The organism is Streptomyces sp. NPDC001530 (assembly GCF_042894545.1).
GTDB lineage: Bacteria > Actinomycetota > Actinomycetes > Streptomycetales > Streptomycetaceae > Streptomyces.
On the sequence record NZ_JBIAVS010000004.1, the window covers coordinates 374640 to 396369 of the forward strand.

At 71.0% G+C, this 21730-nt stretch carries 12 protein-coding genes; 11 read left to right on the forward strand and 1 reads right to left on the reverse strand.

Annotation, left to right across the window (positions count from 1 at the left end; all coding sequences use genetic code 11):
• Positions 1-116 precede the first annotated feature (116 nt).
• A complete protein-coding gene (locus ACFY0T_RS09795; protein WP_388866668.1) occupies positions 117-2570 on the reverse strand; it encodes a DEAD/DEAH box helicase in 2454 nt (817 codons plus the stop codon).
• 80 nt (positions 2571-2650) lie between these two features.
• Between ACFY0T_RS09795 and bldG the strand changes: the two genes are divergently transcribed.
• From bldG to ACFY0T_RS09850, 11 genes are all read left to right on the forward strand, one after another.
• Positions 2651-3004, forward strand: a complete 354-nt coding sequence (gene bldG / locus ACFY0T_RS09800) for an anti-sigma factor antagonist BldG (RefSeq protein WP_099504946.1) — start codon at positions 2651-2653, stop codon at positions 3002-3004.
• Between the two features lie 101 nt (positions 3005-3105).
• Positions 3106-3543 (forward strand): ATP-binding protein, encoded by a 438-nt coding sequence (locus ACFY0T_RS09805; protein WP_388866671.1) that lies wholly within the window; start codon positions 3106-3108, stop codon positions 3541-3543.
• 336 nt (positions 3544-3879) lie between these two features.
• Positions 3880-6285 carry a sodium-translocating pyrophosphatase gene (locus ACFY0T_RS09810; protein WP_388866674.1) on the forward strand — a complete coding sequence of 802 codons (2406 nt, stop codon included), beginning with the start codon at positions 3880-3882 and terminating at the stop codon, positions 6283-6285.
• A gap of 236 nt (positions 6286-6521) precedes the next feature.
• A complete protein-coding gene (locus tag ACFY0T_RS09815; RefSeq protein WP_388866677.1) occupies positions 6522-7094 on the forward strand; it encodes a small secreted protein in 573 nt (190 codons plus the stop codon).
• Between the two features lie 199 nt (positions 7095-7293).
• Complete coding sequence (locus ACFY0T_RS09820; protein ID WP_388866680.1) at positions 7294-8823, forward strand: methyltransferase; 1530 nt, start codon at positions 7294-7296, stop codon at positions 8821-8823.
• 206 nt (positions 8824-9029) lie between these two features.
• Entirely contained in the window at positions 9030-11468 is a 2439-nt protein-coding gene (locus tag ACFY0T_RS09825) for a protein kinase (protein WP_388866683.1), read from the forward strand.
• A gap of 108 nt (positions 11469-11576) precedes the next feature.
• Positions 11577-11774, forward strand: a complete 198-nt coding sequence (locus tag ACFY0T_RS09830) for a hypothetical protein (protein WP_388866685.1) — start codon at positions 11577-11579, stop codon at positions 11772-11774.
• Between the two features lie 363 nt (positions 11775-12137).
• Positions 12138-14954 carry a type I DNA topoisomerase gene (gene topA / locus ACFY0T_RS09835; protein ID WP_388866688.1) on the forward strand — a complete coding sequence of 939 codons (2817 nt, stop codon included), beginning with the start codon at positions 12138-12140 and terminating at the stop codon, positions 14952-14954.
• Positions 14955-15141: 187 nt separating this feature from the next.
• Positions 15142-18531 carry a dTMP kinase gene (gene tmk / locus ACFY0T_RS09840; protein WP_388866691.1) on the forward strand — a complete coding sequence of 1130 codons (3390 nt, stop codon included), beginning with the start codon at positions 15142-15144 and terminating at the stop codon, positions 18529-18531.
• A 180-nt stretch (positions 18532-18711) separates the two neighbouring features.
• Positions 18712-19917 carry a DNA polymerase III subunit delta' gene (locus tag ACFY0T_RS09845; RefSeq protein WP_388866694.1) on the forward strand — a complete coding sequence of 402 codons (1206 nt, stop codon included), beginning with the start codon at positions 18712-18714 and terminating at the stop codon, positions 19915-19917.
• Between the two features lie 119 nt (positions 19918-20036).
• Complete coding sequence (locus ACFY0T_RS09850; protein ID WP_388866697.1) at positions 20037-21686, forward strand: alpha/beta hydrolase; 1650 nt, start codon at positions 20037-20039, stop codon at positions 21684-21686.
• The last annotated feature ends 44 nt before the right edge of the window (positions 21687-21730 follow it).

Below are 21730 nucleotides of genomic sequence, written 5' to 3' on the forward strand. Positions count from 1 at the left end.
CGGCTCGGCAGGCACCGCAGGACCGATTGAGCCCGGCCCGGTTGGACCTGCGGGGCCGGTCGACCCTGGCCCGCCTGGCGGCCCATCCCGGGCGGACCCGGAGCCGCCACAGGCGCTCAGTCCTCCGGTGCCGCCCGCAGCAACTCCGTGAGCAGCCGTACGGCCCCCCGCTTGTGCAAGGGATCGTTCCCGTTGCCGCACTTGGGGGACTGGATGCAGGACGGGCAGCCGGCATCGCACTCGCAGGAGGCGATGGCCTGGCGGGTGGCGGTGAGCCAGGCGCGGGCGGTGTGGAAGGCACGCTCCGCGAAGCCCGCGCCGCCGGGGTGGCCGTCGTACACGAAGACCGTGGGCAGCAGGGTGTCGGGATGCAGCGGGATGGACACGCCGCCGATGTCCCAGCGGTCGCACGTGGCGAAGAGCGGCAGCATGCCGATCGACGCGTGCTCTGCGGCGTGCAGGGCGCCGCCGAGGATCTCCGGGTTGATCCGGGCCGCGTCGAGCTGGTCCTCGGTGACCGTCCACCAGACGGCGCGGGTGCGGAGCGTACGAGGAGGGAGGTCGAGTTTCGTCTCGCCCAGTACTTCACCGGTGATGACACGTCGACGCAGGAAGGAGACGACTTGGTTGGTGACTTCGACGGATCCGTAGCACAACCGGCCCTCGCCCCAGGGAACTTCGACATCGGTCTCCAGGACGGAGATGGACGTCGTGTCGCGGGCGACCGTCGAATACGGCGGGTTGGCCTCCTCGACGAGTGCGACGGAGTCCTCCAGATCCAGCGTGCGCACCAGGTACGTACGGCCCTGGTGCAGGTGGACCGCGCCCTCGTGGACCGTCGTGTGCGCGGCGCCGGCGTCGACCGTGCCGAGCAGCCGCCCGGTCCCGGCCTCGACGACCTGCACTGGGCTGCCGCCCTCGCCGCGGATGTCGGTCAGGTCGGCGGCCCGCTCCCGGCGCGTCCAGTGCCAGGCCTTCGTCCTGCGGCGCAGCAGCTTCGCGGCCTCCAGCTGCGGCAGCAGGTCGGCGGTGGCGGGACCGAAGAGCTCAAGGTCGTCGTCCGTGAGCGGGATTTCGGAGGCGGCGGCGCACAGGTGCGGGGCGAGGACGTACGGGTTGTCGGGGTCGAGGACGGTGGACTCCACCGGCCGGTCGAACAGGGCCTCGGGGTGATGGACGAGGAAGGTGTCCAGCGGGTCGTCGCGGGCGACGAGGATCGCCAGCGCGCCCTGCCCGGAGCGGCCCGCGCGGCCCGCCTGCTGCCACAGGGACGCGCGGGTGCCCGGGTAACCGGCGATGACGACGGCGTCCAGCCCGGAGACGTCGACGCCGAGCTCCAGGGCGGTGGTGGCGGCGAGGCCGAGGAGTTCGCCGGAGTGCAGGGCGCGCTCGAGGGCGCGGCGTTCCTCGGGGAGGTAGCCGCCGCGGTAGGCGGCCACGCGCCGGGCCAGCGAGCGGTCGACCTCGGCCAGCCGCTCCTGGGCGATCACCGAGATCAGCTCGGCGCCCCGGCGGGACCGTACGAAGGCGATCGAGCGCATGCCCTGGACGGTGAGGTCCGTCAGAAGATCAGCCGTCTCGGCGGTGGCGGTACGCCGAACGGGTGCGCCCTTCTCGCCGTGCAGCTCGGTGAGCGGGGGCTCCCAGAGGGCGAACACCAGTTCCCCGCGAGGGGAGGCGTCGTCCGCGACCTCGACGACCGGGAGGCCGGTCAGCCGGCGCGCCGCGACCGACGGCTCGGCGGCGGTCGCGGAGGCCAGCAGGAAGACGGGTGAGGCGCCGTAGCGGGCGCACAGACGGCGTAGGCGGCGCAGCACCTGGGCGACGTGGGAGCCGAAGACGCCGCGGTAGGTGTGGCACTCGTCGATGACGACGTAGCGCAGGGCGCGCAGGAAGGAGGACCAGCGGGGGTGGGAGGGCAATATCCCGCGGTGCAGCATGTCGGGGTTGGTCAGGACGTAGTTGGCGTACTGACGCACCCATTCGCGTTCTTCGAAGGGAGTGTCCCCGTCGTACACGGCTGGGCGTACGGCATTGCCCAAAGTTTGTGAAAGTTCCTTCACGGAGCGGCACTGGTCGGCCGCGAGGGCCTTCGTCGGGGCCAGGTACAGCGCGGTGGCGCCGCGGCCGTTCGGGGCCTCGGAGCCGTCCAGGAGGGCCGTCAGGACCGGGGCGAGATACGCCAGGGACTTGCCGGAGGCGGTGCCCGTAGCGACGATCACCGACTCGCCGTCCAGGGCGTGCTCGGCGGCGCGTGCCTGGTGGGCCCAGGGGTGTTCGATGCCCGCGGCCTGCACCGCCGCGATGACCTCCGAGCGGATCCGGTCGGGCCAGACGGCATGGCGGCCCTCGCGCGGGGGCAAGTGCTCCGTATGAGTGATGCGCGAAGCCCGGCTCGGTCCCGAGGCGAGCCGGTCCAGGACCGTGCCTGGCGAGGGGCGGGAAGCGGTGTCCGTCGGGGATCGATCGGATCGGTGATTCTTGGCCATCGGCATCGAGTGTGTCACTGGCGTGACGGACAATGGGCCTAAGGCGTCGTGCACGCCTGCCGGTAAGTGATTGAATGCCATCGCGGCTGGCGAACCGTCCCGGGGGCTCTGCCGAGGTGTCCCATGGGGCGACCGCTCGATAGCAAGGTGCTGGAGGATCCGTGGACCTGTCCCTGTCGACTCGCAATGTGCCCGGCCCTAACGGCGACCGTACGGTCGTCGAGGTCGGCGGCGAAATCGATGTATATACCGCGCCCAAGCTGCGTGAGCAGCTGGTCGAGCTGGTGAACGACGGCAGTTTCCACCTTGTCGTCGACATGGAGGGCGTCGACTTCCTCGACTCCACCGGTCTCGGCGTGTTGGTGGGCGGCCTGAAGCGCGTACGGGCCCATGAGGGCTCCCTGCGACTGGTCTGCAACCAGGAGCGCATTCTGAAGATCTTCCGTATTACCGGTCTCACCAAGGTGTTCCCGATTCACACCTCGGTGGAGGAGGCGGTCAACGCCACCGACTGACACCGGTCTTCCCGGGCCGTGGGCCCGGGCCCGCAGAAGTGGGGGGACTGGGCCCACGGCCCGTCCCCCTGACAGCACGCCCGTAGTTCTGAGGGGGATGCATGGCCACCGTTGAACTCCGCTTCAGCGCGCTGCCCGAGCACGTCAGGACCGCCCGACTGGTGGCGGCAGCGGTGGCGCGCAGGGCCGGAGTGGACGAGGCCGTACTCGACGAGGTCAGACTCGCCGTCGGCGAGGCCTGCAGCCGTGCCGTCGGACTCCACCAGAGCAGCGGTATCTCGGCGCCGGTGCGGGTGATGCTGATCGAGGAGGAGAAGCAGTTCTCCATCGAGGTCGGCGACGAGGCGCCCCATACGGCTCTCGGGGGGACGGTGCCCGGCGCCTCCCCCGGTGACTCGGACGCGGAGACCGAGGAGGACGAGATGGGCCTCGCGGTCATCAGCGGCCTCGTCGACGACGTGGAAGTCACCGCCGGGGAGAACGGCGGACTGATCAAGATGAGCTGGCCGACCACGCCGCCGGCCACGCTCGTTCCCTGACCGCACCGCGAGCTCATCCCTGATCTCACCCCCGAGCCCATCTCCGACCTCACCCTCGTAACAGACCCGAAGGGCCCTGCTCAGCAGGGCCCTTTTCGTGTGCTCTGGCCGCGCCCCCGCCATTTCGTGAATTGATTCACGATCAATCACGCGATTATTGGATCAAGCGTCAACGCTTTTGGGGCATTACCTCTTTCGGGTTCCGTGGACAGCCGTCGATCATTTGCTGAAGAGCATGTGAAGGCTAATTCCGTTTACCGCGCACTGTTTTGATCAGGTTCGGGTACCTACAATCCGTCCACATCTTGAGCTCAGCACAGGCGTCAAGGAGGACGAATGGCGGGGCTTTCTACCCCTCATCAGTTTGACCAACCCACAACCTTCGCAGCCGCAGTACTGACCGACGACAACCGTCTCATCGTGATGGTCATCGGGGCCGTCGCGCTGGCGGCGCTCGTGGTCGCCGGGGTCCTGGTGCGCCAGGTGCTCGCGGCGGGCGAGGGCACCGACAGCATGAAGAAGATCGCAACGGCGATCCAGGAAGGCGCGAATGCCTACCTGGGACGGCAGATGCGCACGCTCGGCGTATTCGCCGTCGTGGTGTTCTTCCTGCTCATGCTGCTGCCCGCGGACGACTGGAACCAGCGTGCGGGCCGATCGATCTTCTTCTTGATCGGCGCGGCGTTCTCGGCGACCACCGGTTATATCGGTATGTGGCTCGCGGTACGGAGCAATGTCCGCGTGGCCGCCGCGGCAAGGGAAGCGACCCCGGCGGAGGGTGAGCCCGAAAAGGATCTCACCGCCGTCTCGCACAAAGCCATGAAGATCGCTTTCCGCACGGGCGGCGTCGTCGGCATGTTCACGGTGGGGCTCGGTCTGCTGGGCGCCTCCTGTGTGGTGCTGGTGTACGCCGCCGACGCGCCGAAGGTCCTGGAGGGCTTCGGTCTCGGTGCCGCGCTGATCGCCATGTTCATGCGTGTCGGAGGCGGCATCTTCACCAAGGCCGCCGACGTCGGCGCCGACCTGGTCGGCAAGGTCGAGCAGGGCATTCCGGAGGACGATCCGCGCAATGCCGCGACCATCGCCGACAACGTGGGCGACAACGTCGGCGACTGCGCGGGCATGGCGGCCGACCTCTTCGAGTCCTACGCCGTCACGCTCGTCGCCGCGCTGATCCTCGGCAAGGCGGCGTTCGGCGACTCCGGGCTCGCGTTCCCGCTGATCGTGCCCGCGATCGGCGTACTCACCGCGATGGTCGGCATCTTCGCGGTGGCGCCCCGGCGCTCCGACCGCAGTGGCATGTCCGCGATCAACCGTGGCTTCTTCATCTCCGCGGTGATCTCGCTGGCGTTGGTGGCCGCGGCCGTCTTCATCTACCTCCCGGGGAAGTACGCCGATCTGGACGGCGTCACGGACGCGGCGATCAGGGCCAAGGACGGCGACCCGCGGATCCTCGCGCTCGTCGCCGTCGCGATCGGAATCGTGCTGGCCGCGCTGATCCAGCAGCTGACCGGCTACTTCACCGAGACCACCCGCCGTCCCGTGCGGGACATCGGCAAGACCTCGCTCACCGGCGCGGCCACCGTCGTCCTCGCCGGTATCTCCGTGGGTCTCGAATCGGCCGTCTACACTGCCTTGTTGATCGGCCTCGGCGTGTACGGGGCGTTCCTGCTCGGCGGTACGTCGATCATGCTGGCGCTCTTCGCGGTGGCGCTGGCCGGTACCGGTCTGCTCACCACGGTCGGCGTCATCGTCGCCATGGACACCTTCGGTCCGGTCTCCGACAACGCGCAGGGCATCGCCGAGATGTCCGGCGACGTCACGGGCGCGGGCGCCCAGGTGCTCACCGACCTGGACGCCGTCGGCAACACCACCAAGGCCATCACCAAGGGCATCGCCATCGCCACGGCCGTCCTCGCGGCCTCGGCGCTCTTCGGCTCGTACCGTGACGCGATCACCACGGCCGCGAGCGAAGTGGGCGAGAAGGTCTCCGGCGCGGGCGCGCCGCTGAACCTGATGATGGACATCTCGCAGCCCAACAACCTGGTGGGTCTCATCGCGGGCGCCGCGGTCGTCTTCCTCTTCTCGGGGCTGGCGATCAACGCGGTCTCGCGGTCCGCCGGGGCCGTGGTCTACGAGGTGCGGCGGCAGTTCCGCGACCACCCCGGGATCATGGACTACACCGAGAAGCCCGAGTACGGGCGCGTCGTCGACATCTGCACCAAGGACGCGCTGCGCGAACTCGCCACGCCCGGCCTGCTCGCCGTCCTCACCCCGATCGCGATCGGGTTCACGCTCGGGGTCGGCGCGCTCGGCTCGTTCCTCGCGGGTGCGATCGGCACCGGCACGCTGATGGCGGTGTTCCTCGCCAACTCCGGTGGAGCGTGGGACAACGCGAAGAAGCTCGTCGAGGACGGCCACCACGGCGGCAAGGGCAGTGAGGCCCACGCCGCGACGGTGATCGGCGACACGGTCGGCGACCCCTTCAAGGACACCGCGGGACCGGCGATCAACCCGCTGCTGAAGGTGATGAATCTGGTGTCGCTGCTGATCGCGCCGGCGGTCATCAAGTTCTCGTACGGCGACGACAAGAGCGTCGGTGTACGGGTACTCATCGCCGTCCTCGCGATCCTCGTGATCGTGGGCGCGGTGTACATCTCCAAGCGGCGCGGGATCGCCGTGGGTGACGAAGGCAACGCGGACAGGGTGGCCAAGCCGGCTGACCCCGCGGTGGTTTCGTAGCTGCCACCCAATTTCCTGGCCTTGTACCTGGTCAGGTTCAGTTCCCTGGACGGTCGGGCGGACGGCGCGTATGGGCGTGCCGTCCGCCCGACCTGTGTGTTCACGCCCTCCTCGTGACCCTTCTCTCTCTTGGTGCAAATAGCTGCAATAACCAATAAAACAGACATTTTGCTCGCGAATGTTGCCCACCTGGCGTGTATGTTCCGGGGCCGAGAGCCAAGGAAGGGACCAATCCGGTGAACAAGAAGCTCGCAGCCGCACTGTCCGGCGGTGCGGTACTGGTACTGGCGCTGTCGGGATGCAGCAGCGACAACAACGACGACAAGCTGAACTCCTGGGCCAAGCAGGTCTGCGACGCGGTGAAGCCGCAGGCGCAGAAGATCGAGGCAGCCAACGCCGCGATCCAGAAGGAGACCTCGGACAACAGTTCGCCGGAGACCGTCCAGAAGACCGACGCGCAGGCTTTCCAGGACATGGCCGACGCCTATAAGGCGATCGGTGCCGCTGTCGACAACGCGGGCGCCCCGGACGTCGAGGACGGCAAGAAGAAGCAGGCAGACGCGGTCAAGGAGCTCAACGAGATCGCCGCCTCGTATGCCGATCTGAAGAAGCCGGTCGACGGGCTCGACGTCAAGGACCAGGCGAAGTTCGCGGATGGCCTCAAGGACATCGCGACCCAGTTGGACAAGCTGAGCCAGAGCGGGAACGACGCGCTGAAGAAGCTCGAGGAGGGGGACGTGGGCCAGGCGATGGCCCGGCAGGCGAGCTGCAAGAGCCCGTCCGCTTCTCCGTCGGCAACCCAGGGCTGAGCCCGGGAGCGATCGTTCGGCCAACCGAAAGAGGGCCCGGTACGCGCGCGTACCGGGCCCTCGGCGTGCGCCGCGTCGCTCTTGTGGCGCGCGTCTGTCCACAGGCGTCGGCATGGGCTGTCCACAGGCGCACGCGTGTCCACAGAGGTCGGCGTGGGCTGTCCACAGGAGTACGTGCCGGTCGGCGGGAGCGGACACAATGGGAAGCGTGAGCCAGACCAGCCTGTCACCCTTGCCCTCGTCCGACCGTGTCGATGTCGCCGCTCGGCTGCGGGACGCCCTGCTCGGCGCCTCCTTCACCGCCGACGGACTGCTCGAACTGCTCGGCGCCCCGGCGTACGCGGCGCTGGCGCGCAGCGAGACCGTGCCCGCGCTCCGGGCAACCCGCGGGGACACGCCGCTGGAGACGCTCGTACGGCTCTTTCTGCTGCAGCAGCCGGTGCCGCACGCGCGCGTGGCGGACGTGCTGCCGGTCGAGGACTGTCTGGACAGCGGCTGGCTGACCCGGGTGGGTGGCGACGAGGTCGCCGCGACCGTGGACATCCGGCCGTACGGCGGGTCGGGCGGCGAGGACTGGTTCATCGTGTCCGACCTGGGGTGCGCCGTCGGCGGCGCGGGCGGTATCGGCAGCCGGGAGGAAGGTGTCGTCCTCGGGGTGGGCGGGGCCTCCACGACCCTCGCCGGTATCACCGTCCGTACGCCCGTCGCCTCGGCGCTCGACCTCGGCACCGGCTCCGGGATCCAGGCCCTGCACGCCGCACAGCACGCCACGCGCGTGACCGCGACCGACCTCAACCCCCGCGCGCTGCACATCACCGCGCTCACCCTCGCGCTCTCCGGCGCCCCGGCGGCCGATCTGCGGGAGGGCTCGCTGTTCGAGCCGGTCCGGGACGACGAGACGTACGACCTGATCGTGTCGAACCCGCCCTTCGTGATCTCGCCCGGTGCCCGGCTCACCTACCGCGACGGCGGGATGAGCGGGGACGATCTGTGCCGCACGCTCGTTCAGCAGGCGGGGGAGCGGCTGAACGAGGGCGGTTTCGCGCAGTTCCTGGCCAACTGGCAGCACGTGGAAGGGGAGGACTGGCAGGACCGGCTGCGCTCCTGGGTGCCACGCGGCTGCGATGCGTGGATCGTGCAGCGCGAGGTCCAGGACATCACGCAGTACGCCGAGTTGTGGCTGCGCGACGCGGGCGACCACCGCGGCGACGCGGCCGAGTACCAGGCGCGGTACGACGCGTGGCTGGACGAGTTCGAGGCGCGCAAGGTGAAGGCGGTCGGCTTCGGCTGGATCACCCTGCGCAGGACGGCGGGCGACCGGCCCTCGATCACGGCCGAGGAGTGGCCGCACCCCGTCGAGCAGCCGCTCGGCGAGACCGTGCGCGCGCACTTCGACCGCCTCGATTATCTGCGGGCGCACGACGACGCGGCCCTGCTCGCCGGACACTTCAAGCTCGTCGAAGAGGTCGTCCAGGAGCAGGTCGGGCTGCCCGGCGCCGAGGATCCGGAGCATGTGGTGCTGCGCCAGCACCGCGGGATGCGCCGGGCCACCAAGGTGGACACGGTCGGCGCGGGCTTCGCGGGCGTCTGCGACGGCACGCTGAGCGCGGGCCGGATCCTTGACGCCATCGCCCAACTGGTCGGCGAGGATCCGGTGTTGCTGCGCGACCGGACGCCCGCGCAGATCCGGCTGCTGGTGGAGCAGGGGTTCCTCGAGCCCGCGCGGTGACGTGGGTGCGCCCGGTGTCGCCGGCATGCCCGGGCGGCGGGACGGCTGGGGCGGACTCGTACCACTGAGTCGTATGTGCCCGTTCTGGCGGGATTGGATGTGATTGGCCCGCAAAAGGTCTCCTGTCAGTGGTGCGTGCGAAGCTACCTTCGAGAGACAAGCTCCACGCGTCCTCGGGGGAGGCGCGCTGTCTCGGGGGAGGCGTGATGGCGGGGGAGACGCCGGATCAGGGCGAGGGCAGGGTCATCAGCGGCCGGTATCGGCTGCTGCGGACGCTCGGCGCGGGCGGCATGGGGCGCGTCTGGCTCGCGTACGACGAGGAGTTGGCCTGCGAGGTCTCCATGAAGGAGGTCGCGCTGCCGGACGTGCCGATGGACGCGAGCGAGCCGGCGCAGCGCATTGCGCGGGCCCGCAGCGAGGCCCGGCACGCGGCGCGCTTACGCGGACATCCCCATGTCGCCACCGTGCACGACGTGGTGGTGCACGAAGGGCTGCCGTGGATCGTCATGGAGTACGTGCCGGACGCGGTCGATCTCCAGGCGGTCGTCCGGCAGTCGGGGCCGCTGTCGCCCGAGGCGACCGCCCGGATCGGGCTCGCCGTGCTCGACGCGCTCACCGCGGGACACCGGATCGGCATCCTCCACAGGGATGTGAAACCGGCCAACATCCTTCTGGCGCCGGACGCTTCCGGCGACCCCTACGCGCGCGTGCTGCTCACCGACTACGGAATCGCGCTGCAACCGGAGTCCCGCGAGCCAAGGCTCACCGCCACCGCCGGCATTCTCGGCACGCCCGGCTATCTCGCCCCCGAGCGCGCCCGCGGCGAGCCGCCCACCCCGGCCGCCGACATCTTCTCCCTGGGCGCCACGCTGTACGCGGCCGTGGAAGGCCGCGGCCCCTTCGACCGCCATGGCAGCTACGCGACACTGACGGCCCTGCTCAGCGAAGAGCCCACGCCGCCGACCCGCGCCGGTGAACTGACTCCCGTGCTGCACGGGTTGCTCGTCAAGGACCCGGTGCGAAGGTCGTCGCCGGAGGCGGTCGCGCGGGGGCTGGAGCGAGTGGTGCAGGGAGCCGCGGGTGCCGGGTCGTTCGTGTCTCCGCCGGGTTGGGGTGCGGCGCCCCAGTCGGGGCCTGCGCCGGGCGGATTCGGGCCGCCACCGGGTGGGTTCGGGTCGGTGTCCGGCGGATCAGGGGGCTCAGGGGCGGCGTCCGACGGCTTAGGGGCGGTGCCTGGCAGCCCGTCCGCGAGTGTGCCCTCGGACGAGGTCGCGGGGGCGCCTCCGGGATATGTGGCAGGCGCGCCTCCCGGCTATGCCGCGGGCTCGCCCCCGGGGCAGGCGGGGGCCGCGGCCCAGGGGCCGTACGGCGGCCAGTACGCGGACCGGGCCGGGGGACCGACTCCGGGCACTCCGCGGACGCCGGGTGCGCCGCCCACGCCGAACACCCCGCAGACGCCGGGCGGTCCGGCCACCCCGGGCGCGGGCGACACTCCCGGAGCGGGTGGCCCCGCCATGCCGGGCGCCCCATCCGCACCGGCCTCCAGCACGCCGTCGCCGTACGCCCCTTGGAGTCCCTCGACCCCACACAGTGCGTACGACTTCCGCAACAACCCCTACGCGAGCGGCCCGGACTCGCCCTACGCGGGGACGGGCGCGCCCTCGCCCCACGAGGGCAGCCCGCCTCTGCCGTACGACCCGTACGCGGGCGGCCCGCCCGGACCGCCTCCGCCGGCCGCAGGGCGCAAGAAGCCCGCCGCCGCCGTCATCGCCCTCGTCGTGGCGGTCGTCCTGGTGATCGCCGGCGGTGCCTGGGCCGCCGTCTCGCTGACCGGCGGTGACGGCGACAAGAAGGACACCGTGGCGAAGAAGTCCTCCTCGCCTTCGGCGAGTACGTCGGCGCCGGAGCCGACGGGGCCGGTGTACCCGTACGGCGAGCAGGCGGGCCTCACCGACCCGTTGCAGGCGGGCGACTGCGTGCGGGCGGTCTGGTCGGGCACGCCGTTCAAGTCGGTGCCGAACCTGGGCGTCGTGGACTGCGCCGACGACTGGCCGGACGGGCAGGTCGTGGCGGTCGACACGGCGAGCGACTACGCCGACGCCCGGGCCCAGGGCGCGACACGCTGCGCGCGGCAGGCCGAGCCGGTGGCCACCGCGCTGCCCGACGCGGGCACCTACGCCCTCGTCCCGACGAAGGCGGGTTTCACGGCGGCCGACGGCGGTACGGCATGTCTCGTACTGGGACGGCATGTCGCCATCGGGGGCGAAGTGGCCCGGTTCCGGGACAAGAACATGGACCTGTACGCCGCGCAGATGGCCGTGGGCGACTGCTGGACGTACGTCGACAAGGGGAGCGACTCGTTCCAGTCCCTGCTGACCGACTGTGCCAAGCCGCACACCGACCAGGTCATCGGCTTCGCCGCCGCGCCCGAGACCATGGACTACAAGAAGGGGATCGACAACGGAGGAAAGCTCTGCAGCAACAAGTTCGAGTCGAGTTGGGCGCCCGGATCGGAGCTGAAGACCTACGGCTGGCTGGGCGACAAGGAAGACTGGAACGACGGATTCACCACAGTCGTGTGCACGGTGGGCCATGCCGACGAAACAAAAACGACCGGGAAGATACCGACGCCCGGCACCGTCTGAGGGCACCATGGGGTGCTGGCTGCCTGGCGTTCACCGTAGGTTCGCATGTCCGCTTCCGGGGCGTGTCAGCCTCCCGATCCTGAGGACTCGGCGCGGAAGGACACACCCATGGAAAGCGGACCGGCGATCTTCGTGGGGATGGTGTTCGCCCTGTTCGGAGGCGCGCTGCTGGCCTGGACCGCGGTGCGGGTGCGGCAGGGCGAGCCGGTCGCCCACGGTGTGAACCGCGTCGCATCGGCGACGCTCGCGAGTGTCGCCGGAACCGGTGCGCTGGCACTCGGGATGTGGTGTTTCACGCGCGCGTGAGGACCCGCACTTCGGTAACTGGGAGGTCACGCTCCGGATAGGCCCGAAAAGGCTGGTGGACACTCCGGGCGGCAGGAATGGCGGTAGTCGGGTTACCGTTCGAGTGGCCGTTGCGGGCTTTTCCCGTTTGACACGGGGGCGGGATGTACCGTCACACTCCGCAGCGTCACCAGCGAGTGAGCCGAAGGAGCGCGACGGTATCGAGAGGGCGAATGCGCGGAGGCCCGAAGGGCTGAGCACGATCGCCGTTTCGACACCGGCTATAGCGCTCCGGAGGCGAGCGAGCCATAAAGAGCAGCCCCGACCCACCCCCGGGAGCAAGACCTGGGGAGACCCCCGCGTCGACCGGAGAGAAGAGCGAAGTTGTCCCCGACCAGCGACACCGCACACGGCGGCCGCCGACTCGTCATCGTCGAGTCGCCTGCCAAGGCGAAGACGATCAAGGGCTATCTCGGCCCCGGCTATGTCGTCGAAGCGAGCGTCGGGCACATCCGCGACCTCCCGAACGGCGCCGCGGAGGTGCCGGAGAAGTACACCGGCGAGGTGCGCCGCCTCGGCGTGGACGTCGAGCACGACTTCCAGCCGATCTACGTGGTCAACGCCGACAAGAGGGCCCAGGTCAAGAAGCTCAAGGACCTGCTGAAGGATTCCGACGAACTCTTCCTCGCCACCGATGAGGACCGCGAGGGCGAGGCCATCGCGTGGCACCTCCTGGAGGTGCTGAAGCCCAAGGTTCCGGTCAAGCGGATGGTGTTCCACGAGATCACCAAGGACGCGATCCGCGAGGCCGTCGCCAACCCGCGCGACCTGAACAAGCGCATGGTCGACGCTCAGGAGACCCGGCGCATCCTCGACCGTCTCTACGGCTACGAGGTCTCGCCGGTCCTGTGGAAGAAGGTCATGCCGCGGCTGTCGGCGGGCCGCGTGCAGTCCGTGGCGACCCGCCTCGTCGTCGAGCGGGAGCGCGAGCGCATCGCCTTCCGCTCCGCCGAGTACTGGGACCTGACCGGCACCTTCGGTACCGGCCGCGTCGGCGACAACAGCGACCCGTCCTCGCTGGTCGCCCGCCTGGCTTCGGTCGACGGCAAGCGCGTCGCCCAGGGCCGCGACTTCGACTCCCTGGGTCAGCTGAAGAGCGCGAACACGCTCCACCTGGACGAGGCGAACGCCCGCGCGCTCGCCGCCGCCCTGGAGAACACGAACTTCTCGGTCCGCTCGGTCGAGTCCAAGCCGTACCGCCGCTCGCCGTACGCGCCGTTCCGTACGACGACGCTCCAGCAGGAGGCCTCGCGCAAGCTCGGCTTCGGCGCGAAGGCGACCATGCAGGTGGCGCAGAAGCTGTACGAGAACGGCTTCATCACCTACATGCGCACGGACTCCACGACCCTGTCGGACACGGCCATCGCCGCCGCCCGCGCCCAGGTCACTCAGCTGTACGGCGCCGGCTACCTGCCGGCACAGCCGCGGACGTACGCCGGGAAGGTCAAGAACGCGCAGGAGGCGCACGAGGCGATCCGGCCCTCGGGCGATCGTTTCCGCACCCCGGCCGAGACGGGTCTGACCGGTGACCAGTTCAAGCTCTACGAGCTGATCTGGAAGCGGACCGTTGCCTCCCAGATGAAGGACGCGACCGGGAACAGCGTGACGGTGAAGATCGGTGGCGCGGCCGCCGACGGCCGGGACGTCGAGTTCAGCGCGTCCGGCAAGACGATCACCTTCCACGGCTTCCTGAAGGCGTACGTCGAGGGCGCGGACGACCCGAACGCCGAGCTGGACGACCGCGAGCGCCGGCTGCCGCAGGTCAGCGAGGGCGACCCGCTGTCCGCCGACGAGATCACGGTCGACGGCCACGCCACCAAGCCCCCGGCCCGCTACACCGAGGCCAGCCTGGTCAAGGAGCTCGAAGAGCGCGAGATCGGCCGCCCGTCGACGTACGCGTCGATCATCGGCACGATCCTGGACCGCGGATACGTGTTCAAGAAGGGCACGGCGCTCGTGCCGTCCTTCCTGTCCTTCGCCGTGGTCAACCTCCTGGAGAAGCACTTCGGGCGGCTCGTCGACTACGACTTCACCGCCAAGATGGAGGACGACCTCGACCGCATCGCCCGGGGCGAGGCGCAGGCCGTGCCGTGGCTGAGGCGGTTCTACTTCGGTGAGGGCACTGGTCATGGCGGCGCCGCCGAGGCCGGCAACGGCGACGGCGACCACCTCGGCGGCCTCAAGGAACTCGTCACCGACCTCGGCGCCATCGACGCCCGTGAGGTGTCGTCCTTCCCGGTCGGCAACGACATCGTGCTGCGCGTCGGGCGCTACGGCCCGTACATCGAGCGCGGCGAGAAGGACTCCGAGAACCACCAGCGCGCGGATGTGCCCGAGGATCTGGCACCCGACGAGCTGTCCGTCGACCTCGCGGAGGAACTGCTCGCCAAGCCGAGCGGTGACTTCGAGCTCGGTGCCGACCCGGCGACGGGCCACCAGATCATCGCCAGGGACGGCCGCTACGGCCCGTACGTCACCGAGGTGCTCCCCGAGGGCACTCCGAAGACGGGCAAGAACGCCGTCAAGCCGCGTACGGCCTCGCTGTTCAAGTCGATGTCGCTCGACACGGTGACCCTCGAGGACGCCCTCAAGCTGATGTCGCTGCCGCGCGTCGTCGGCAAGGACGCCGAGGGCGTGGAGATCACCGCGCAGAACGGTCGCTACGGGCCGTACCTGAAGAAGGGCACGGACTCGCGCTCGCTGCAGTCCGAGGACCAGCTCTTCACCATCACGCTCGAAGAGGCGCTGGAGATCTACTCCCAGCCCAAGCAGCGTGGCCGCGCGGCCGCCAAGCCGCCGCTGAAGGAGCTGGGCGAGGACCCGGTCAGCGGGAAGCCCGTCGTCGTCAAGGACGGCCGTTTCGGGCCGTACGTGACCGACGGCGAGACCAACGCGACCCTGCGCTCCGGCGACAGCGTCGAGGAGATCACCCCGGAGCGCGGCTTCGAGCTGCTCGCCGAGAAGCGTGCGAAGAGCCCGGCCAAGAAGACCGCGAAGAAGACGGCCGCGAAGAAGGCACCCGCCAAGAAGGCCCCGGCCAAGAAAACGGCCGCAAAGAAGACGACGACTTCGAAGACCGCTGCCAAGAAGGCACCGGCCAAGAAGACCGTGGCCAAGAAGACGGCGGCTTCGGAGGGCTGACTCAGGTGCGCTGGGGTGCCCGGCACGCGTGTGCTTGAGGTGATCGGCATGTGTGTGCCCTCGGATGCCTGGCTTGCGTGTGCCTGAGGTGATCGGCACGTGTACGCCCCTACACCTTCGGGTGTGGGGGCGTCCGTATGTTCGGCCACCTCTTCGGGGAGTCAGTGGGTCCGGATAGGCTTGCAGGATGACGCGAGCCGAGCAGCCAACGGCCCACACCCCGGCCCCCGACGACGCCCTGGTCGCAGATTCGCGCGAGCGCGCCGTCCGCGCCCTGCTGCGCCAGCCGCAGTTGAAGCGGCTGTGGAGCGCACAGCTGGTAGGAGGTGTCGCCGACGCCCTGGCCCTGCTCGTGCTGGTCGTCCTCGCCCTCCAAGCGGCGATCTTCGAGGGCTCCTTCGGTGGTGGCTACCGAGGAGTGGCCTTCGCCGTGGCGGCCGTCTTCGGGGCACGCGTGCTCGCGACGCTGCTCTTCGGAGCCGTACTCCTCGGACCACTCACGTCACTGACGTCCCCGGAGGGGCCGCTCGACCGGCGCTGGACCATGGTGGGAGCCGACGGTCTGCGGGCCGCGCTCCTCATCGTCGCGCCCCTGTGGATCGACTGGACCCCGGACGACGCGCTCGCCGTCCTCCTGGTCATCGCCTTCGTGACCGGCGTCGCCGAGCGGTTCTGGACGGTGTGCCGGGAGAGCGCGGCGCCCGCGCTGCTGCCCGCGCCGCCGCTGGAGGGCGCCACGGTGCGCCCACTGCCGGACCACATGGACGCACTGCGGCGCCTGTCACTGCGTACGGGATTCGTGGCGGTGCCGCTCGCGGCCGCAGCGCTCGTCGTGGTGTCGCTCGTCAACAATCTGCTGGGCGCCGGGATCGACTGGTTCGACCAGCACCAGGGGGCGCTCGCCTCGTATGTCGCGGCCGGACTGTTCGCCGCCTCCCTCTCGGTGCTCACGTTCCTCGAACTGCCCGACGCACGCACCCCGCGCGCGCGGTCGCCGCTCGAGGGTCTGCGCCGCCCCAAGACGGGCACCGGCGTCGACAAGGGCCGTACCGGCGCGATTCCGCTGCTGGTCCTTGCCTGCGCTGCCGTCGCCGGGTCGATCTCGGCCGCCGTCGCCGTCTCCGTGCTGCACGCCACGGACCTGCGCGGCGGACCGGTGACGTACGGGCTGCTGGTGCTGGCCCTGACCGGGGGCGTCGTCGTCGGCATCCGTACGGCCCCCTCAGTGCTGCCGTCGCTGTCGCGGCGCAGGCTGCTGTCCCTGGCGATCGCCTTCACCGGGGTCGCGCTGCTGGCCGCCGGGCTGGTCCCGGACGTCACCACCGTGCTGCTGATCGTCGCCTGCGCGGGCATCGGCGCGGGCGTCGCCGCGAACACCGGACACGCGCTGCTCGACCAGGAGACCGAGGAGTACCGGCGGGCCCGGACGACTGAACATCTGCACGCGGTCGTACGGGTCTTCGTGGCGCTCGGCACGATCGTGGCGCCCCTGGTGGCCGCCGCGATCGGTCCGCATCGCCTGGAGAACGGCAAGTTCGTGTTCGCGCACGGGGGCGCCGCCTTCACGCTGATGCTGGTCGGCGCGCTGCTGCTGCCGGTCGCCGCGCTGGTGCTCGCCAAAGTCGACGACCGCTCCGGGGTGCCGCTGCGGCACGACCTGCTGGACGCGCTGCGCGGCGGCGACGACCCGGCGCAGGTGCCCGCCACGAACGGTTTCTTCATCGTCCTGGAGGGCGGCGACGGGGCCGGCAAGTCCACCCAGGCGGCCGCGCTCGCCGAGTGGATCCGCGCCAAGGGCCATGAGGTCGTGGTGACCCGGGAGCCGGGCGCCACGCCGGTCGGCAAGCGGCTGCGGTCGATCCTGCTGGACGTGTCCTCGGCGGGCCTCTCGCACCGCGCGGAGGCGCTGCTGTACGCCGCCGACCGCGCGGAGCACGTCGACACGGTGGTGCGGCCCGCGCTGGAGCGGGGTGCCGTCGTCATCTCCGACCGCTACATCGACTCCTCCGTGGCCTACCAGGGCGCGGGCCGTGATCTGTCCCCGACGGAGATCGCCCGCATCAACCGGTGGGCGACGAATGGGCTCGTACCGCATCTGACGGTCCTGCTGGATGTCTCGCCGGAGGCGGCCCGCGAGCGGTTCACGGAGGCGCCGGACCGGCTGGAGTCGGAACCCGTCGAGTTCCACACGCGCGTACGGTCCGGTTTCCTGACGCTCGCAGCCGCCGACCCGGGGCGGTACCTGGTCGTCGACGCCGCGCAGGAGCCCGAGTCGGTCACCACGGTCATCCGGCACCGGCTCGACGTGATGCTGCCCCTCTCCGAGGCCGAGGCGAAGGCCCAGGAGGAGGCCCGCAAGGCGGCCGAGGAGGAGGCCCGGCGCAAGGCCGAGGAAGAGGCCGCCCGCAAGGCCGAGGAGGAGCGGCTGGAGCGCGAGCGCCAGGAGCAGCTCGCGAAGCTCCGCGCCGAGGAGGAGGAGCGCAAGCAGCGCGAACTGGAGGAGGCCCAGCGGCGCGAGGCCGAGCGCCAGGCCGAGGAGGCCCGGCAGCGCGCCGAGGAGGCCCGCCGCCGTGCCGAGGAGGAGCGCGCCAGGCGTCTCGCCGAGGAGCAGGCGCGGGCCGCTGAGGAGGAGCGTCGACGCAAGCAGGCCGAGGAGGAGGCGCGGCTGCGGGCCGAGGCGGAGGCGCGCCGCCTGGAGAAGCAGCGGAAGGCCGAGGAGGCGTTGCTGCGAGCCGAGGAGGCTCGGCGGGTAGCGGCTGAGGCCGCGGCCGCGTCGGCGGCTGCGGCGGCTTCCGCCGAGGCTGCGGCGTCGACCGCGGTGGCGAACGTGACTGCGCCTGGGGCTCCGGCTGGGGCCCGGGCCACGGGGGCGTCCGCGCCTGAGCATGCGGAGACTTCGGCGCCCGACAGCGAGACGACGGTGCCTACGCCGGTTGTGACGCCGCCGAACGCGTCGGGCGGGCCGGTGGACGAGACGGCGGTGCTGCCGCCGGTGCGAGCGGGTGAGGGCCCTGCAGGTTCTCGGCCCGGCTCCCGCTCCGACGTGGAGGAGACGGCGAAGCTGCCGAAGCCGCCAGTGCCCGAGGGCGCGGCGGACGAGACGACGGTGTTGCCGCCGGTGGCTTCGGGTGCGGCGGACGAGACGGCCGTGTTGCGGCCTGTCGCTCCCGGGGCGGCCGATGAGACGGCGGTGCTGCCGCCTGTGGCTCCGGGTGCGGCCGATGAGACGGCGGTGCTTCCTCCAGTACGGGACGGGGGTGCGGGCGCTTCCAGGGGTGCTGCCACGCGTTCTCCCGCGGCGGACGCTCCTAGGGCGGCCGGCCCGATGGGTGATCCCGCGGACCGGGTACCGCCGGGCTTCTTCCGGGACGAGCGGCCGGCGCCTCGGCCGGACGGTGCCGGCGACCGTACGCGCGAGCTGCCCCAGGTCGACGACGAGGGCGCCCCGCGCCGTCGGCCCCGTTCCGACTGGGCCGAGGAGACTCCGCTGGACGACCTCCCGACCCTGGCGGACGAACTGCTGGGCCCGCGCGAGGAAGACGACTGGGACGAGGGGCGGGGCGGGTGCCGCCGCTGAATTTCTGGCGGGCTGCTGAATCCCGGCGGACAGCGCTGCTGGAGCACTGGCGGGCGACGCTGCTGGAGCACCGGTGGGCGGTGGGTGGTGGGCCCCGCTCACCCCGGCCGGGGCCGATTGTCAGTGGCGACCCGCACAATGGACGCGGCAAGGCAAAGTGCGACGAAAGGGCGGTGCCCCATGCCCGTGTGGGACGACCTGGTGGGCCAGGAGAAGGTGAGCGAGCAGCTCGCCGCCGCCGCCCGGGACGCCGACGCCCTCGTCACGGCGGTCGCCGCGGGCACCTCGCTCCCCGAGGCGTCCAAGATGACGCACGCCTGGCTGTTCACAGGCCCGCCCGGCTCGGGCCGTTCCACGGCGGCCCGGGCGTTCGCGGCGGCGCTCCAGTGCGTCAGCCCGGACCGCGCGCTCGGCGGAGTGCCTGGCTGTGGCTTCTGCGACGGCTGTCATACGAGCCTGGTGGGCACCCACGCCGATGTGGAGATCGTCCGCACCGACCTCCTCTCCATCGGTGTGAAGGAGACCCGCGACCTGGTCCGCCGCGCCCAGATGTCCCCGGCGAACGGCCGCTGGCAGGTCATCGTCCTGGAAGACGCGGACCGTCTCACGGAGGGCGCGGGCAATGTCCTGCTGAAGGCCGTCGAGGAGCCCGCCCCGCGCACGGTCTGGCTGCTGTGCGCCCCGTCCATCGAGGACGTCCTGCCCACCATCCGCTCCCGCTGCCGCCTCCTCACCCTCCGCACCCCGCCGGTGGACGCGGTCGCCGACATTCTCGTACGGCGTGACGGCATCGAGCCCGACGTCGCGGCGGCCGCCGCCCGCGCGACGCAGGGCCACATCGGGCGGGCCCGCCGCCTCGCCACGGACCCGAACGCCCGTGCGCGCCGAGCCGCCGTCCTCAAGCTCCCGCTGCGGGTCGACGACATCGGGGGCTGCCTCAAGGCGGCCCAGGAGCTGATCGACACGGCCTCCGAGGACGCCAAGCAGCTCGCCGAAGAAGTCGACGTGAAGGAGACCGAGGACCTGAAGGCGGCCCTCGGCGCGCCCCAGGGCGGCCGTATGCCCCGCGGCACCGCGGGCGTCATGAAGGAGCTGGAGGACCGGCAGAAGCGCCGAAGAACGCGTACGCAGCGCGACAGCCTGGACCTGGCCCTGATCGACCTCACCGGGTTCTACCGCGATGTCCTCGCCCTCCAGCTCGGTTCCCGTGTGGCCATCGCCAACATGGACGCCGAGGACGCCCTGGAGCGGCTGGCCCGCGGCAGCTCGCCGGAGGCGACCCTGCGCCGCATCGAGGCGATCGCCGCGTGCCGCGAGGCCCTCGACCGCAACGTGGCCCCGCTGCTCGCGGTGGAGGCGATGACGGTGGCTCTGCGGGCGGGATGAGCGCGGCCGGGGCGTCGGGCGCGACCGGCGTGACGCGAGAGAGGTTGACCGGGTAACTCGTACGAGGCACATCCACGACTGATGGGGATCAATCGGTCATGCAAGGTTACGCTCGCGAGATGTACTTCAGGCGCACCCCTCGGCCGACCCGTTCCCCCAGGCCGCCCCGAGCCCTCCGCGCGGTCCGGTCTCTCCGTACGGCCCGGGCCACTCGTACGGGTGGCGTGCTGCTGGCCGCCGCCGCGCTGTTCGTCTCGGCGTGCTCCTCCGGGAATTCGACGACGGCGAAGGCTACGGCGACCTCCACGGCGGACGCGGCGCTGCCCGCGCTGCCGCGCTCCACGCCGTCGGCGCTGGCGCCGTACTACGGGCAGAAGCTGAGCTGGCGCAGCTGCGGCGTCCCCGGTTTCGAGTGCGCCACGATGAAGGCGCCGCTGGACTACGCGAAGCCGGCCTCGGGCGACATCAGGCTTGCGGTCGCCCGCAAGAAGGCCACGGGGCCCGGCAAGCGCCTGGGTTCGCTGATGGTCAACCCGGGAGGACCGGGTGGCTCGGCGGTCGGCTATCTGCAGCAGTACGCCGGCCTCGGCTACCCGGCGGAGGTCCGCGCCCGCTACGACATGGTCGCGATGGACCCGCGCGGTGTGGCCCGCAGCGAGCCGGTCGAGTGCCTCACCGGCCGCCAGATGGACACGTACACGCAGACGGACACGACTCCCGACGACAAGAAGGAGACGGGGCAACTGGTCGACGCGTACAAGAAGTTCGCCGAGGGCTGCGGGCAGCGCTCGCCCGAGCTGCTCCGGCATGTCTCCACGGTGGAGGCGGCCCGTGACATGGACATCCTGCGCGCCGTGCTGGGCGACCAGAAGCTGACGTATGTCGGGGCGTCGTACGGGACGTTCCTGGGTGCGACGTACGCCGGTCTCTTCCCGGACCGGGTGGGCCGCCTCGTCCTGGACGGCGCGATGGACCCGTCCCTGTCCGCCCGCAATCTGAACAAGGACCAGACGGCGGGCTTCGAGACGGCCTTCCAGTCCTTCGCGAAGGACTGCGTGCGCCAGAGCGACTGCCCGCTGGGCGGCCCGGGCACGAGCACGGAGCAGGTGGGCAAGAATCTGAAGGCGTTCTTCCAGCAGCTGGACCGGGCGCCCATCCCGACCGGCGACGCGGACGGCCGCAAGCTCGGCGAGGCGCTCGCGACGACGGGGGTGATCGCGGCGATGTACGACGAGTCGTCCTGGCAGCAGCTGCGCGAGGCGCTCACCGCGGCGATGAAGGAGAAGGACGGCGCGGGCCTGCTTGCTCTCGCCGACAGTTACTACGAGCGCGACGCCGACGGCAGGTACGCGAACCTGATGTACGCCAACGCGGCGGTGAACTGCCTCGACCTCCCAGCAGCCTTCTCCACCCCCGACCAAGTGGAGAAGGCCCTCCCCGCCTTCGAGAAGGCGTCCCCCGTCTTTGGCGAGGGCCTGGCCTGGGCGTCCCTGAACTGCGCGTACTGGCCCGTGAGGCCGACGGGCGAGCCCCACCACATCGAGGCGAAGGGCGCGGCCCCGATCCTCGTGGTCGGCACCACCCGCGACCCGGCGACCCCCTACCCCTGGGCCCAGTCCCTCGCCTCCCAGCTCTCCTCCGCCACCCTCCTCACCTACGTCGGCGACGGCCACACCGCGTACGGCCGCGGCAGCGACTGCATCGACTCCGCGATCAACCGCTACCTCCTCCAGGGCACCCTTCCCCCCAAGGGAAAGCGCTGCTCATAGCCCTGCCGCACACCCCGGGAGCAGGCACCCCGGGGCGTGTACGG